General features: G+C 73.1%; 10 protein-coding genes and 1 riboswitch. Of the genes, 4 read left to right on the top strand and 6 right to left on the bottom strand.

Annotated elements, in window-relative coordinates; all coding sequences use genetic code 11:
* Nucleotides 1–25: 25 nt before the first annotated feature.
* Nucleotides 26–922 carry an aldo/keto reductase gene (locus tag QSK15_RS23735; protein WP_285796354.1) on the top strand — a complete coding sequence of 299 codons (897 nt, stop codon included), beginning with the start codon at nucleotides 26–28 and terminating at the stop codon, nucleotides 920–922.
* A 19-nt stretch (nucleotides 923–941) separates the two neighbouring features.
* On the opposite strand, the gene ileS is transcribed toward QSK15_RS23735, so the two are convergent.
* The 5 genes from ileS to QSK15_RS23710 form a co-directional block, all read right to left on the bottom strand.
* Complete coding sequence (ileS, locus tag QSK15_RS23730) at nucleotides 942–4,088, bottom strand: isoleucine--tRNA ligase (protein WP_285796353.1); 3,147 nt, start codon at nucleotides 4,086–4,088, stop codon at nucleotides 942–944.
* 279 nt (nucleotides 4,089–4,367) lie between these two features.
* The gene (locus tag QSK15_RS23725; RefSeq protein ID WP_285796352.1) at nucleotides 4,368–5,033 is read right to left on the bottom strand and encodes a hypothetical protein; all 666 of its coding nucleotides are present in this window, start codon (nucleotides 5,031–5,033) and stop codon (nucleotides 4,368–4,370) included.
* Nucleotides 5,034–5,063: 30 nt separating this feature from the next.
* A complete protein-coding gene (locus QSK15_RS23720; protein ID WP_285796351.1) occupies nucleotides 5,064–5,552 on the bottom strand; it encodes a hypothetical protein in 489 nt (162 codons plus the stop codon).
* 89 nt (nucleotides 5,553–5,641) lie between these two features.
* On the bottom strand, nucleotides 5,642–6,361 hold the full coding sequence (locus QSK15_RS23715) for a hypothetical protein (RefSeq protein WP_285796350.1): 720 nt from the start codon (nucleotides 6,359–6,361) through the stop codon (nucleotides 5,642–5,644).
* Entirely contained in the window at nucleotides 6,354–6,926 is a 573-nt protein-coding gene (locus QSK15_RS23710) for an RNA polymerase sigma factor (RefSeq protein WP_285796349.1), read from the bottom strand. Before QSK15_RS23710 ends, QSK15_RS23715 begins: the two co-directional genes overlap by 8 nt.
* A 136-nt stretch (nucleotides 6,927–7,062) precedes the next feature.
* Here QSK15_RS23710 and QSK15_RS23705 point away from each other — a divergent pair, with 136 nt between their 5' ends.
* Entirely contained in the window at nucleotides 7,063–7,398 is a 336-nt protein-coding gene (locus QSK15_RS23705) for a hypothetical protein (protein ID WP_285796348.1), read from the top strand.
* 2 nt (nucleotides 7,399–7,400) lie between these two features.
* Here QSK15_RS23705 and QSK15_RS23700 read toward each other — a convergent pair whose 3' ends face one another.
* Nucleotides 7,401–8,117 (bottom strand): MBL fold metallo-hydrolase, encoded by a 717-nt coding sequence (locus tag QSK15_RS23700; RefSeq protein ID WP_285796347.1) that lies wholly within the window; start codon nucleotides 8,115–8,117, stop codon nucleotides 7,401–7,403.
* Nucleotides 8,118–8,435: 318 nt separating this feature from the next.
* A riboswitch (cobalamin riboswitch) is annotated at nucleotides 8,436–8,612 on the top strand.
* A gap of 291 nt (nucleotides 8,613–8,903) precedes the next feature.
* Between QSK15_RS23700 and cobN the strand changes: the two genes are divergently transcribed.
* Both cobN and QSK15_RS23690 read left to right on the top strand, forming a co-directional pair.
* Entirely contained in the window at nucleotides 8,904–12,572 is a 3,669-nt protein-coding gene (gene cobN, locus QSK15_RS23695; RefSeq protein WP_285796346.1) for a cobaltochelatase subunit CobN, read from the top strand.
* Nucleotides 12,569–14,848 carry a magnesium chelatase subunit D family protein gene (locus QSK15_RS23690; protein ID WP_502889644.1) on the top strand — a complete coding sequence of 760 codons (2,280 nt, stop codon included), beginning with the start codon at nucleotides 12,569–12,571 and terminating at the stop codon, nucleotides 14,846–14,848. The genes cobN and QSK15_RS23690 overlap by 4 nt, the downstream gene beginning before the upstream one ends.
* The last annotated feature ends 62 nt before the right edge of the window (nucleotides 14,849–14,910 follow it).

Genomic DNA, 14,910 nt, shown 5'->3' with positions numbered 1-14,910 from the left:
CACCCGTGCTGGTTATCGTCGCCCGATGCCAACCGACAAGATCACCGCCGCTGCGGCGGGCAGCTGGACCCTGGGCGACCGCACCGTGCACCGGCTGGGCTTCGGCTCCATGCGGATCACCGCGGACCCCGACCCGGACCGGGCCGTCGCCCTGCTGCGCCGGGCCGTGGAGTTGGGCGTCAACCACATCGACACGGCCGCGTTCTACGTCTCACCCGGCGGCACCCTGCGGGTCGGCACCGGCCCGGCCCGCTACGCCACCGAGCTGATCCGCGCGGCGCTCGCCCCGTACCCGGATGACCTGGTGATCGCCACCAAGGTCGGTTTCGGGTACGACCCGGAGGCGGGCTTCACCGAGGCGTTCACCCCGGCGCAGTTGCGGGATCAGGTCGAGGAGAACCTTCGTCGCCTCGGCCGCGACCAGTTGGACGTGGTGAACCTGCGCCTCGGCCGGGGGCCGGGCCCGGTGCCGCTGGCCGACCGGTTCGGCGCGCTCGCCGAACTGCGGGCCGCCGGGCTGATCCGGCACCTCGGGCTCTCCAACGTTCGGCCGGAGCAACTGGACGAGGTGGCGGGCATCGCGCCGGTGGTCTGTGTGCAGAACAACTACGGCGTGGACGCCTACCGGGAGCAGGACCCGTTCGTCCGGCTCTGCGGTGAGCGGGGTATCGCCTACGTGCCGTTCTTCGCGCTCGCCGGCACCGGGCGGGAGACGGGCGCGAGCGTCGCGCAGGGCGAGGCCGTCGAGGCGGTGGCCCGCGCCCATGGCGTCACCCCGCAGCAGGTACGCCTCGCCTGGACCCTGCACCAGGGCCCCCACGTGCTGGCCATCCCCGGCACCGCGAACCCGGAGCACCTCGCGCAGAACGTGGCGGCCGGTGCCCTGCGGCTGACCCCGGAGGACCTGACCCGGCTCGGTTGACCTCCCGCCCCGCTGCCGCTCAGGCCCGCACGACGTGTACGACGATCTCGTGGCCGTCGCCCACGGTGCCGGAGAACCCCTCCGACAAGGCGTCCACCACTGTCAGCTGGAGCGCGAGGGTCTCGTGCGCGATGAGCAACCGATGCGTGGAGATCGCCGCCGCCACCTCCGCGGGCGCGGCGATCGACACCGTGATCCGGTCGGACACCGCGAAGTCGGCGTCGCGGCGGGCCTGCTGGACGATGCGGACGACGTCGCGGGCCACACCCTCGGCTGCCAGTTTGGGGGTGATCTCGGTGTCCAGCGCGATGGTCGCGCCGCGTTGGGCCTCCACCACCCAACCGGTGCGCGGCACCTCCGTGACCAGGATGTCGTCCGGGCCCACCTCGACCGGCGCGCCGTCGACCGACAGCGGGTACGTCCCGTTCGCCCGGACGCCGTCGACCAACTCCCGGGGCGCCACTCCGGCGATGGCCTTCGCGACGTGCTGGGTGCGGTTGCCGAACCGGCGGCCCAGGGTCCGGAAGTTCGCCTTGACCTGCACGTCGATGACCCCGCTCTGCGGATCGAGCGGTTCCAGGACCTTGACGTTCAACTCGTCGCCGATGTCGTCGAGCAACGCCTGCGGGAGGACGGTGCCGGCCGGCAGCCCCACCAGCGCCCGGCTCAACGGCTGCCGGATCCGCAGACCGCTCGCCTTACGCGCGGAGCGGCCCGCCTCCGCCAACGCCCGCGCCGCTGCCACCTGGGCCGACAACTCGGTGCTGATCGCCGTGGGGTCGGGGGTGGGCCAGGTCGCCAGGTGCACCGACTCCGGGGCTGATGCCGACCCCCGCCGGACGACCTGCTGCCACACCTCCTCCGTGACGAACGGAATGAACGGCGCGAGGAGCCGGGTGAGGATGTCGAGACACTCGTACAGGGTGGTGAGCGCGTCGGGGTCGCCCTCCCAGAAACGCTGCCGCGACCGCCGCACGTACCAGTTGGACAGGTCGTCGATGAAGTCGGCGAGCAGCCGCCCGGCGCGCGCCGTGTCGTAGTTCTGCAGTCGTTCGTCCACGGCGGCAGCGAGGGCGTGGACCTCGCCGACGATCCACCGGTCCAACACCGGCCGCTGGGCGACCGGCTGCGCCAGGTGCGGCGCCCACGTCGAGTTCGCCGCGTAGAGGGAGAAGAACGCCGCGGTGTTCCAGTAGGTCATCAACACCTTGCGGACGATCTCGTCGAGCGGGCCGGGCCCGACCCGGCGCGGCGACCACGGTGAGCCGGAGCAGGCCATGAACCAGCGCACCGCGTCCGCACCGTGGGTGTCCATCAACGGGATCGGCAACAGGATGTTGCCCAGGTGTTTGCTCATCTTGCGGCCGTCCTCGGCCAGGATGTGCCCGAGGCAGACGACGTTCTCGTACGGGGACCGGTCGAAGACCAGCGTGCCCACCGCCATCAGCGTGTAGAACCAGCCCCGCGTCTGGTCGATCGCCTCGCAGATGTACTGGGCCGGGTAGCTGCGCTCGAAGAGTTCCTTGCTGCCGGGCACGTGCGGGTAGCCCACCGACGCGAACGGCATCGCTCCGGAGTCGTACCAGGCGTCGATCACCTCGGGGACCCGGGTGGCGGTCCGGCCGCAGTCCGGGCAGGCGACGGTGATCTCGTCGACGTACGGGCGGTGCGGGTCCAGCTCGGACAGGTCGGCACCGGCCAGCTCACCGAGCTCCGCACGGGAACCGACAGCGGTCACGTGGTTGTCGGGGCAGCGCCACAGCGGCAGCGGGGTGCCCCAGTACCGGGAGCGGGACACCGCCCAGTCGATGTTGTTCTTCAGCCAGTCGCCGTACCGGCCGTGTTTGATGTGCTCCGGGAACCAGTTGGTCTTCTCGTTTTCCCGGGTCAGCTCGTCGCGTACCTCGGTGGTCCGGATGTACCAGGAGGGCTGCGCGTAGTACATCAGCGGGGTGTGGCACCGCCAGCAGTGCGGATAGGGGTGCTCGAACGGCTCGTGTCGAAACAGTCGACCCGAGGTCCGGAGCCGGTCGATGAGCAACGCGTCGGCGTCCTTGAAGAACACGCCACCGACCAGGTCGATGTCGTCGTTGAACCGCCCGTTCGGCGCGACCGGGTTGACCAGCGGCAACCCGTACGCGCGGCAGACGGCGAGGTCGTCGGCGCCGAAGGCCGGCGCCTGGTGCACCAGGCCGGTGCCGTCCTCGGTCGTGACGTACTCCGCGAGGACCACCCGGTGCGCGTCCGGGATGTCCACCAGGTCGAACGGCCGCTCGTACCGCAACCCCTCCAGGGCCGACCCCGCTACGGTCGCCAGGATTTCCGCCTCGTCGCCGAGGACCCGTCGGGCCAGCGGTTCGGCGACGACGAAGGTGCCCTGCCCGGTGCGGGCGACCGTGTACGTCACGCCGGGATGGACGGCGACGGCGGTGTTGGACACCAGGGTCCACGGGGTGGTGGTCCAGATCAGCAGGTCGACGCCGCTGTGCCCGGCCACCTCCCCGCGTACCGGGAACCGCACGTACACGGAGGGGTCGACGACTGTCTCGTACCCCTGCGCCACCTCGTGGTCGGAGAGCGTCGTGCCGTCGCGGGTGCAGTATGGGGCGACCCGGAAATCCTCCACCAGGCGCCCACCGTCGTGGATCTGCTTCAGTGACCACCAGACGCTGTCCACGTACTCCGGTGACATCGTCTGGTACGGGTGCTCCAGGTCGATCCAGTAACCCATCCGCTCACTGAGCTGGACGAACTCGTCGACGTGCCGAAGCACCGAGGTGCGGCAGTGGGCGTTGAACTCCGCGATGCCCATCTTCTCGATGTCGGGCTTGCCGCCGAGCCCCAGTTCCTTCTCGACCGCCAGCTCGACCGGCAGGCCGTGACAGTCCCAGCCGGCGCGGCGCGGCACCGAGAAGCCGCGCATCGTCCGGTACCGGGGAAAGAGGTCCTTGAAGACCCGCGCCTCGATGTGGTGGGTGCCCGGCGTGCCGTTGGCGGTCGGCGGTCCCTCGTAGAACACCCACGGGGTGCCGTCGGCCGTCTGCTCCAGGCTCCGACTGAACACCGAGTTGGTCTGCCACCACTCGATGACCGCTCGGTCCAGCACCGCGAAGTCAATCTTGGTGGGTAGTGGCACGAATGGCGACTTCGACGGACCGTCCGGCACCGACGCTCTCCCTACACTCCACATCCGCTCACGCGGGCATCAGCTCACTGCCCACGCGGGGACGAAGCGCCGGGCGTATGGCCAGGACTCCGCGGTACCACCCCGCTTGCGCCCCGATGGTGCGGGCGCCGCTCAATTCTGCGACGTGACGTGCCGCTGCGTCCGGTTCTACTGAGGCGGCCAGGCTGCCCGTTCTTCCGGAGGCTCCCCGGTGATGGCCGGATCGGTGCCGATGCCGCCCAGCATAGCTGTCCGTGCGCGGGGCGCGTGGCCGGAGTGCTAGCCGTGCGACCAGACGCGCAGCGGGCCGGTGGTGGTGAAGCCCGCGCGAAGTGCCGGCGACAGGTCCTCGGTGGTTTCGTAGCCGACCAGCGGCGCGTCGGGCACCGTGGCGCACACCGCGCGCCAGACGTCATGGGCGGTGCCGGTGCGGGTGAACAGGTTGGAGACGCCGTACGGGCCGTCGCCGCTGAGCACCGCCCCGCCGGTGAGCACCCCCCGATCGTCGTGACGGGCGAGCACCAGGACCCGTGGGTCGGCCAGCAGAGCGGGGCGGAACAGGGTGCCACCGCCGTGTGCCGCCGCCCAGGACGCCAGGTCGTCGGGGGTGCTGACCCGGTCGAGGGGCGCGTCGGCCGGTGGCGGGGCAGGTTGCCGCTGGATCCACTGCGCGTCGAAGAGCACCCGGAACCCGTACCCGGACAGGTCGAGATCGGCGAAGCTGTCCTTCACCGACGCGCCGGGCCCCGCGTCCAACCGGGCCAGCAGGGCCTCGGCGTCGACACCCGGTCGTAGGGTGACCGCGTCCGGGTACCACTGTGGCGACCGGCGTGGGACCGACCAGGCGTCGGCGTCGGTACGGCCGGGCAGCCCGTGGCTGCCGCAGACGATGTCGCACCACTCGGCGTTGTTGCGGGCAGCCGCCACCCGTACGTCCTCCCGCACGCCAGGCAGCCTAGGCGGTCGGGCGCTGGCTCACGGGGCGTAGACCAGGTCCATCGTGTCGGTGTGCCCGGACCAGCTCAGATCGAGGCGCCAGCAACCGGCCCGGGGCAGGTCGATGATCGACGGACCGGGGCCGCCGGGGACCTCCCGGATCACCTGCGTGTCGGTGCCGTCCAACCTCGCGGTGATCACCAGGGTTGCCGGTGCGACCGGATCGGGCGAGGTCGTGGCGGCGCGGGCCACCCAGAGGATCTTGTTGTTCGACCCGTCGTCGCGGACCTGCCGCAGCGGATGGGCGAACAGCACCGCCACGATGTCGCCCTTCGCGCCGAAGACGTGCGGAACCCGCGCGTCCCCGCTGAATCCGGCGTCCGCCCAGTCCGGCAGCGACCCGGTCTCGACCCGCGAGCCGCAGCCCGTCACGGCGCTCGCCGTGGCGGTGGTGGCAGCCGGTGCGGCCGATCCGCCGCTGGTCGTGGTCGTGCACCCCGCCACCAGGAACACCGAGGATGCCAGCATCAACCTGCCCCAGGAACCCATCTTGCCCCTTCCGGTACGCGTCGACGACTCGTCGCACCTTTGCGACACCGCCCGCGCCCGCCAGGTTCCTAGCGCAGCGAGCGGGCGATCTCGATCGCCTCGGCCCTGGTGAGGTGGCCCTCCAGCCGGTAACTCACCTCGTTGTCCTGCCAGATCAGGGTGGCGGCGGCCAGCCGGGCGGTCTCCCGGCGGATCCCGCCCGCCCGGTCCACGTAGGACAGCACATGCGGGCCGTCGACCCAGACGGCGAAGTCGCCGTTGACCTGGACCCAGTCCGCGCCCGGCGGGGTGACCTCCTTGTGGAAGGCCAGGTCGAGGTGGCCGTCGAACGCGTCGACGCGCAGCGCGCCCCCGTCGTAGAGCAGCGCCGCCACCCGGTACCTGCCGGTGGCGTCCGGGTCGGCGACCAGCACCCGCTCGGGTGGGCCCAGCTTCGCCGGCAGGCGGATCGGAAATCGCACCGCCCGCTGCGCCTCGTCCAGGGCGACGACCCGCTGCCCGGGTATCGGCGACGCGGTCGCACCGGGCGGCGTGGGGGCGGGTGAGGTGGCGATGCTGACACCGGCGAAGCGCAGCAGCCCGGTGACGACGTCGGCGATGGCGGCCCGGGTCGGCGGCAACACCGCCACCAGCACGGTGACGAGCGCCACCGCGGCTAGTGAACGCCACCGGCGCCGCCGGGGCGCGGGCGTGCCGAGTCGGACGCGGACGCGGACGCTCACGTCGGGCGGATCGGGTGTGTCCAGCCAGGCGGAGAGGTCCCGCAGTTCCCGTTCGAGGTCACCCATGCCGGACCTCCTCCCGGTCGAGCAGGGTGCGAAGCTTCGCCAGCGCCCTGGAGGTGCGCGACTTCACAGTGCCCCGGGGCCAGCCCAGCGCCGCCACCGTCTCCTCTTCGCTGAGGTCGAGGAAGAACCGGCAGACGATCACCTCGCGGTCGCGTACCGGCAGTTGCCGTAGGGCCCGCACCAGCGACGCCCGGCGCTCCCCGGCGAGGACCGCGCCGACCGCGTCGTCCTCGGCGACCTCGGACGTCGGGTCCGCTGCCGCCGCCCGCAGCACGAGCCCGTCGCGCCGGCCACGGGAGCGGTGCAGGTTGCGGGTCTCGTTGGCGACGATCGCCAGCAGCCACGACCGGAAGGACGCCTCGCCCCGGTAACGGGACAGCTTCCGGTACGCCTTCACGAACGCCTCCTGAATGACGTCCTCGGAGTCCGAGCCGGCACCGAGCAGCACCGCCGTCCGGTACGCGGACGCGGTGTGCCGGGCGACCAGGAGGTCGTACGCCTCCAGGTCACCGGCGCGAGCGCGGGTGACGAGCGCCTCGTCGTCCAGGGCAGCCTCCGTTCGCATCACCCACATGACACCGCCCACCCGCCGCGGGTTCCACCCGGATTTCCGGCCCGGGTCAGCTCTCTCCCATCGGGCGTGCAGGGTATTGCCAGGAATCGGTGCTGCACTGGAGGGGCGTCGAGGAGAGGGGCGGGGCATGAGCTGGTTCAGTCGCCGGTCACGGGGTGCCGAGACGACCCCGACGAAGCTGGACCGCGAGGCGACCCGCGACGACCTCGCGGCGCTGGAGGAGTTCGTCGCCAGCCGGCGCGGGGTGGAGTTCTACCTGGAGCCGGAGACGACCGCGACGGACACCACGGTCGTGGCGATCGCCCACGACGGCGAGTGGATCCGTCGCCGTACCGGAACGCCCCGCGCAGCCGGGGCCATCGCCCGCAAGCACGCGGTGCCGTTGTACGAGGCGGCGCGCACCGGCTACCCGGAGCGGATGCGGGCCTGGAGTCGAGCCCACCCGGAACGTCACGCCCGCTGAGGTCAGGCGGCCTCGACGGCTGACCGGGCCTGCTCAGCCGTCATCGGCTCGGCGTGGCTGGAGACGTACCACAGGTAGTCGTCCTGGAGCAGTCGGCGGACCAGGCCCAGGTCGGGGCCATCGTCGGGTCGGCGCAGGTGTGCCGGCGGCGGGTAGAAGCAGTCGCCCAGCAGCATGACGCCCGAGTCCGGCACCAGCACGACCGTCGAATCTGGGGCGTGGCCGCCGCCGACGTGTCGCAGCCCGACGCCCACCGGCAACTCGTCGACATCGGTGAAGGTCCGGGTTGGCGGCAGGATGGTGAAGTCCGCCCAGGAATCCATCGCGCGGGCCCGCGCCCGGAAGCTCGGGCCGAGGCGCGGGTCGGCGCGTACCCGCGCGTCCAGATAGTGGTGACTCCACGGCTGGGCAGCCTCAGCGCGTAGCAGCGGCACTGCCGTCTCGTGTCCGACGATCTCCACGCCGGGCCAGGCGCAAGCGCCCCAGACGTGGTCCCAGTGGTGGTGGGTGTAGACGAGCCAGCGGGGCCGTGGCAGCCCGGCCGCGGCGAGCGCGGCCTGGATCGCGCGGGCGTGCGTGGGGCTCTGCCCGGCGTCGATCATCACACTGCCGCGCTCGTCGGCGACGACGGCGACACCGGCCTGGACCGCCTCGGGGTCGGGGTCGCCCGGACAGACCCAGACACGGCCGGCCAGGTGGTGGAACTGCGGGACGGCCATGGTGATCGATCTCCGTCATTGATCGCGGTTCGCCGCTGTGGCGGTGCCGATCCTAGGTCAGCACACCGTCGGGCACCGTCCTGCCGGACGATCGGCGCAGGCCAGGATGTGTTCGGCGGTCCTTTGCTCTGCTGCCCTGTACGCACCGGCGACCCCCCCCGTGTCTGGTGCACATAGGGCAGCAGAGCAAAGGGCGTCGCGCATTGATCTGGGGCATCGCGAGGCGCGGAGCCGCACTCACACCGATCGGCGAGGCTCGATCGGTGATGTCCGCCTGGTGGGGCTGGGCCGGCGTTGACCGGCGGCGCAGGGGTGTGGCAGCATTCGCGGCCTGACGGCAGTGAAGGAAGTCGGTGCGAATCCGACGCGGTCCCGCCACTGTCACCGGGGAGCGATCCCCCCTCGTGAGTCACGGCCGTGTGTCTGCGGTTGGAAGGCCGGGGGAGAGCGTCGATCCGGAAGCCAGGATACTTCGGCCGTCGGAACGTACCCCAGGGCGTGGACACCCGAGGAGGACCCGATGACGCATGGCGTCTCTGTGACCGACGATCACCGTCGCGAGCTGAGCGGCGGACGCCCCGCCGCGCCCCGAACCGGCCGCACCGACGCGCCGGCCTCCGCACGCTCCCGCGCCGTTCACCGCTGAGTTCCCCACCGCGCCACCCGTCGCCGTCGGCCCCGCGCCGGTGAGCCGCCCGGGTCGCGGTGCCTGCTGAACCCCGCGCCCATCCCACGTCGCCCAGCCCGCTTCGGCGAGCGCGTCGACGTCACTTTCCGGAGCGTGCCGTGCGCATTCTGCTGCTCTCCACCGCCGACACCGACCTGCTGGCCGCCCGCGCCAGCGGCGCCGACTACCGGTTGGCGAACCCCGCGCGGGTCACCGTCGAGGAGGTGCCCGCCCTGCTCGACGGGGTCGCCCTCGTCGTCGTACGCCTGCTCGGCGGTCGGCAGGCGTGGCCGGACGGCCTCGCCGCGGTGCTCGCCACCGGCGTGCCGACGGTCGTGCTCGGCGGCGAGGCGCTGCCCGACGCGGAGCTGATGGCCATCTCCACGGTGCCGGCCGGGGTCGTCACCCAGGCGCTGGCGTACCTGGTCGAGGGCGGCCCGGACAACCTCGGGCAGCTGGCCCGGTTCCTCTCCGACACGGTGCTGCTCACCGGTGAGGGGTTCGCCCCGCCCGCACCCACCCCGGCGTACGGCGTGCACCGCGAGTACCCCACCAGTCCGGATCAGCCCACAGTGGGGATCGTCTTCTACCGGGCGCACGCCCTCGCGGGCAACACCGAGTTCGTCGACGTGCTCGCGGACGCGGTCCACAAGGCCGGCGGCAACCCGCTGCCGATCTTCTGCGGCTCCCTGCGCGGGCTGACCGCGGACGCTGGTCCGCTCGGGCTCTTCGCCCGCTGTGACGCGCTGCTGGTAACGGTGCTCGCGGCCGGCGGTGCGGTCGCCGCGGACGCCTCCGGCGGCGGCGACGAGGACGCCTGGGACGTCGGCGCCCTGGCCGCCCTGGACGTGCCGGTCATCCAGGCACTCTGCCTCACCAGCACCCGGGCGCAGTGGGCCGACAGCGACGCCGGGCTGTCCCCGTTGGACGCCGCCATGCAGGTGGCCATCCCCGAGTTCGACGGCCGGATCGTCACCGTCCCGTTCTCGTTCAAGCAGATCGACGCCGACGGGCTCTCGGTCTACGCCGCCGACCCCGAGCGGGCCGCCCGGGTCGCCGGGATCGCGGTGCGCCACGCCCGGCTGCGGTACGTGCCGGCCGCCGACAAGCGCGTCGCCGTGGTGCTCAGCTCGTACCCGACGAAGCACTCCCGGGTCGGCAACGCGGTCGGCCTGGACACCCCGGCGTCGGCGGTACGGCTGTTCGCCGCGCTCGCGGACGCCGGCTACCACCTGGGCGACGGCCCGGTGCCCGCCGACGGCGACGCGCTGATCCACGCGCTGATCGCCGCCGGTGGCCACGACGTGGAGTGGCTCACCCCCGAGCAGTTGGCCGGCGCGGAGGCCCGGATACCGGGGCAGACGTACCGGCGCTGGTTCGACAAGGTCCCGGCCGAGCTGCGCGAGCGGATCACTGAACACTGGGGTGAGCCGCCTGGCGAGCTGTACACCGACGGCGGCGACATCGTGCTCGCCGGCCTGCGCTTCGGCAACGTCGTCCTGTTGATCCAGCCGCCCCGCGGCTTCGGGGAGAACCCGATCGCCATCTACCACGACCCGGACCTGCCACCGAGTCACCACTACCTGGCCGCGTACCGCTGGTTGACCGCGCCGGTCGCGGACGGCGGCTTCGGCGCGGACGCCGTGGTGCACCTCGGCAAGCACGGCACGTGCGAGTGGCTGCCCGGCAAGGGCCTCGGCCTGGCCGCCGACTGCGCGCCCGACGCGGTCCTCGGTGACCTGCCACTCGTCTACCCGTTCATCGTCAACGATCCCGGCGAGGGCACCCAGGCCAAGCGGCGGTCGCACGCCGTGGTCGTCGACCACCTGGTGCCGCCGATGGCCCGCGCGGAAACCTACGGCGACCTGGCCAAACTGGAGCAACTGCTCGACGAGTACGCGACGGTGCAGGCCCTCGACCCGGCGAAGGTGCCCACCGTGCGGGCCCAGATCTGGGACCTGGTGCGCGCCGCCGAGCTGCACCACGACCTGCACGCCGAGGCGATGCCCGACGCGGACGACTTCGACGACTTCGTGCTGCACCTCGACGGGTACCTGTGCGAGGTCAAGGACGTGCAGATCCGCGACGGGCTGCACATCCTCGCCGACGCGCCCACCGGTGAGCCCCGGGTCAACCTGGTGCTCGCGGTGCTGCGCGCCCCGCAGATCTGGGGCGGCGCGCGGGCCCTGCCCGGCCTGCGACAGGCCCTCGCCGTCGCGTACTCCCTCGACGAGCAGGAGCTGCTCGCGACACCGGGGCAGCGCCTGGCGCTGCCGGCGGCGTTGACCGACGTCGTGGACGGCCCGGCCGGCACCGCCGCCGACGCGATCGACCTCATCGAAGCCCTCGCCCGGCGGCTCGTCGTCGGCATGGAGGCCATGGACTGGGCCGTGGACACCGTCGACGCCGTGGTGGCGGAGGTGACCGGCCGCACGATCCCGGACGTCGCCGCGGTGCTGCACTTCGCCGCCACCGAGCTGGTGCCCCGACTGGACCGCACCACCGACGAGCTGACCAACACCCTCGGGGCGCTGGACGGCAGGTTCGTGCCGCCCGGCCCGTCCGGCTCACCCACCCGGGGTCTGGTCAACGTGCTGCCGACCGGCCGCAACTTCTACTCCGTCGACCCGAAGGCCATCCCCAGCCGCAACGCCTGGGACGTCGGGGTGGCCCTCGCCGACTCGCTGCTGGCCCGACACCTCGCCGACACCGGCGCGTACCCCCGCTCGGTGGGGTTGACCGTGTGGGGCACCAGCGCCATGCGGACCCAGGGCGACGACATCGCCGAGGTGCTCGCGCTGCTCGGCTGCCGACCGGTCTGGGACGACAGGTCCCGGCGGGTCACCGGCGTCGAGGTGGTGCCGACCGCCGAGCTGGGCCGACCGCGGGTCGACGTCACCGTGCGCATCTCCGGCTTCTTCCGCGACGCGTTCCCGCACGTGGTGGCGCTGCTCGACGACGCCGTCCGGCGGGTCGCCGCCCTGGACGAGCCGGCCGAGGAGAACTACCTGCGGGCGCACGTCACCGCCGACCTCGCCGAGCACGGCGACGAGCGGCGGGCCACCGCCCGGATCTTCGGCTCCAAGCCCGGCGCCTACGGCGCGGGGCTGTTGCCCTTGATCGACGCCCGGACCTGGCGCAGCGACGCCGACCTGGCCGAGGTGTACGCGGTGTGGGGCGGCTACGCCTACGGCCGGGGCCTGGACGGGCGGGAGGCGCGCGCCGACATGGAGCGCTCGTTCGCCCGGATCGCGGTGGCGGTGAAGAACCAGGACACCCGCGAGCACGACATCGTCGACTCCGACGACTACTTCCAGTACCACGGCGGGATGGTGGCGGTGGTCCGCCACCTCACCGGCACGTCACCGGCGGCGTACGTGGGTGACTCGGCGATGCCGCACGACGTGCGCACCCGCACGCTGGGCGAGGAGACCCGGCGGGTGTTCCGGGCCCGGGTGGTCAACCCGAAGTGGATCGCCGCGATGCGCCGGCACGGCTACAAGGGCGCTTTCGAGCTGGCGGCCACAGTGGACTACCTGTTCGGCTACGACGCCACCGCCGGTGTCGTCGACGACTGGATGTACGAGCACCTCGCCGCCGCGTACCTCTTCGACGACACCACCCGGGAGTTCCTGGAGCGGTCCAATCCGTGGGCGCTGCGCGGCATCACCGAGCGGCTGTTGGAGGCCGCCGACCGGGGGCTGTGGGCCGCACCGGAGCCGAGCACCCTCGACCGGCTGCGCGACACGTACCTGGCCAGCGAGGGCGACCTGGAGGACCGGGTGTGAGCGCGAGGAGTGAGCCGGTTTTGCGAGCCCCGCAGTCGCGAACGAAAGGAGGCGCAGTGGCGACTTATCCGTTCAGTGCGGTGCTCGGCATGGCCGACATGCGACTGGCGTTGCTGCTCAACGCGGTTTCCCCGGCGATCGGCGGGGTCCTCGTGCGCGGCGAGAAGGGCACCGCCAAGTCCACCGCCGTGCGGGCCCTCGCCGCGCTGCTGCCCCCGGTTCGCCAGGTGGCCGGTTGCCGGTTCGGTTGTGACCCGGCCGGGCCCGACCCGGCCTGCCCGGACGGCCCGCATCCGGGCGACGCACCCGCCGAGACCCGCCCGGCCCGCCTGGTCGAGCTGCCGGTGGGCGCCGCCGAGGACCGGGTGGTTGGCGCGTTGGACCTGGAGAAGGCGATCGGCGAGGGGGTCCGCGCCTTCGAGCCGGGTCTGCTGGCCGCCGCGCACCGGGGGGTGCTCTACGTCGACGAGGTGAACCTGCTGCACGACCACCTGGTCGACCTGCTGCTCGACGCGGCGGCGATGGGTCGCAGCCACGTGGAGCGGGAGGGCGTCTCGGTCAGCCACGCGGCCCGGTTCCTGCTGGTGGGCACGATGAACCCGGAGGAGGGGGAGCTGCGCCCGCAGCTGCTCGACCGGTTTGGGCTGACCGTGGAGGTGAACGCCAGCCGGGACCCGGAGATCCGGGTCGAGGTGGTCCGCCGCCGGCTCGCCGCCGACGCCGACCCGGTCGGCTTCGCCGCCCGCTGGGCCGACGCGGACGCCCAGGTCGCCGCCCAGGTCGCCGCCGCCCGCCGCCGGCTGCCCGGGGTACGACTCCCGGACGCCGCGTTGCGGCAGATCGCCGAGGTGTGCGCGGCGTTCGACGTGGACGGGATGCGCGCCGACATCGTGACCGCCCGCACTGCCCTGGCGCACGCCGCCTGGCACGGCCGGGACCGGGTGACCATGGACGACGTCCGGGTGGCCGCCCGGCTGGCTCTGCCGCACCGCCGTCGCCGCGATCCGTTCGACACGCCGGGCCTGGACGAGAAGCGCCTCGACGAGGCGTTGCAGCGCGCCCAGGACGCCCACCCCGACGACCCGGACGACGACGGCCCCGACGGCGGCGGTCCGGCTGGTGGCGGTGGCCCGCAGGACGGTGGCCCGGCCGGTGGCGGCGGCCCGAACGGACCAGAGCGTGGCGCCCCGGGTGGCGGCGGTCCGCAACACGGCGACACCGGCGACGCCGGTGAATCCGAGTCGGCCGGGCACCCTGCGGCGCGTGACGGAGCCGGCCCGGACGCCCGCGACGACGCACCGGACGGTGCCGACGACTGGCCGCAGCGTCGGACGGGCGACCGGGGCGACGGCTGGCCGCAGAGCCCGGCCGACGACCGGAGCGGCGACGGTCGGCAGACACGCTCGCCTGACGGCCGACAGTCGGCGACCGGTGACGACGATCTGACCCGGGGCGGGGAGTCGCAGCCGGTGGCCGTACCCCGGGGCGGGCTGCGGGCGCGGATGCTGACCGCGCCCGGCGTGGGTGACGGGGTGCCGGGCCGGCGGTCGCGGGCCCGCACCGGGCGGGGCCGCACCACCGGCGCCCGGGTGCCGGCGGGGCGGGTCGGCGCGCTGCACCTGCCGGCCACGATCCGCGCCGCCGCGCCGTACCAGCCGGCCCGGGGTCGGCTCACCGGTCCGCTGCGACTGCGCCGCGACGACCTGCGTGAGGCGGTTCGCGAGGGGCGCGAGGGCAATCTGGTGCTCTTCGTGGTGGACGCGAGCGGATCCATGGGCGCCCGGCAGCGGATGACCACGGTGAAGGACGCGGTACTCGCCCTGCTCACCGACGCGTACCAGCGCAGGGACAAGGTCGCGGTGATCGCGTTCCGGGGTGCCGGTGCCCGGACCCTGCTGCCGGCGACCTCGTCGGTGCTGGCCGCCTCGACCCGGCTGGCCGAGTTGCCCACCGGTGGGCGGACGCCGCTGGCCGAGGGGTTGTTCGCCGCCGCGGACCTGTTGCGGGTGGAGCGCCTGCGCGATCCGAAGCGCCGCCCGTTGGTCCTCATCGTCACCGACGGGCGAGCAACGGCGGGCACCCGTCCGCTCGACCGGGCGGCAGCGGCGGCAGCGGTCCTGACGGCGATCGGTGCCGCGTGCGTGGTCGTCGACTGCGAAACCGGCCCGGTCCGCCTCCACCTGGCCTCCCGCCTGGCCACCCAGCTGAACGCCACGAGAACCCCGCTGGAATCCCTCACCCACCCCCGCGATCTGGCGCTTCCGGTCGCGGCATGAGGGACGTGAGAGCACAAATGGTCGACAGAAACCGCAAGATCGCGGGAGTGCTGACGCGAGGG

Source organism: Micromonospora sp. NBRC 107095, assembly GCF_030269705.1.
In the GTDB taxonomy this organism is placed as follows: Bacteria; Actinomycetota; Actinomycetes; order Mycobacteriales; family Micromonosporaceae; genus Micromonospora; species Micromonospora parva.
Note: the sequence above shows the minus strand (reverse complement) of the source record. Positions and strands in the feature narration are given on the sequence as shown.

Bases quoted from the DNA above. Each gene is read 5' to 3' on its own strand.
- QSK15_RS23735 (WP_285796354.1), top strand. From the start codon at position 26: ATGCCAACCGACAAGATCACCGCCGCTGCGGCGGGCAGCTGGACCCTG.
- QSK15_RS23720 (WP_285796351.1), bottom strand. From the start codon at position 5,552: ATGCTGGCATCCTCGGTGTTCCTGGTGGCGGGGTGCACGACCACGACC.
- QSK15_RS23715 (WP_285796350.1), bottom strand. From the start codon at position 6,361: ATGGGTGACCTCGAACGGGAACTGCGGGACCTCTCCGCCTGGCTGGAC.
- QSK15_RS23710 (WP_285796349.1), bottom strand. From the start codon at position 6,926: ATGCGAACGGAGGCTGCCCTGGACGACGAGGCGCTCGTCACCCGCGCT.
- QSK15_RS23705 (WP_285796348.1), top strand. From the start codon at position 7,063: ATGAGCTGGTTCAGTCGCCGGTCACGGGGTGCCGAGACGACCCCGACG.
- QSK15_RS23700 (WP_285796347.1), bottom strand. From the start codon at position 8,117: ATGGCCGTCCCGCAGTTCCACCACCTGGCCGGCCGTGTCTGGGTCTGT.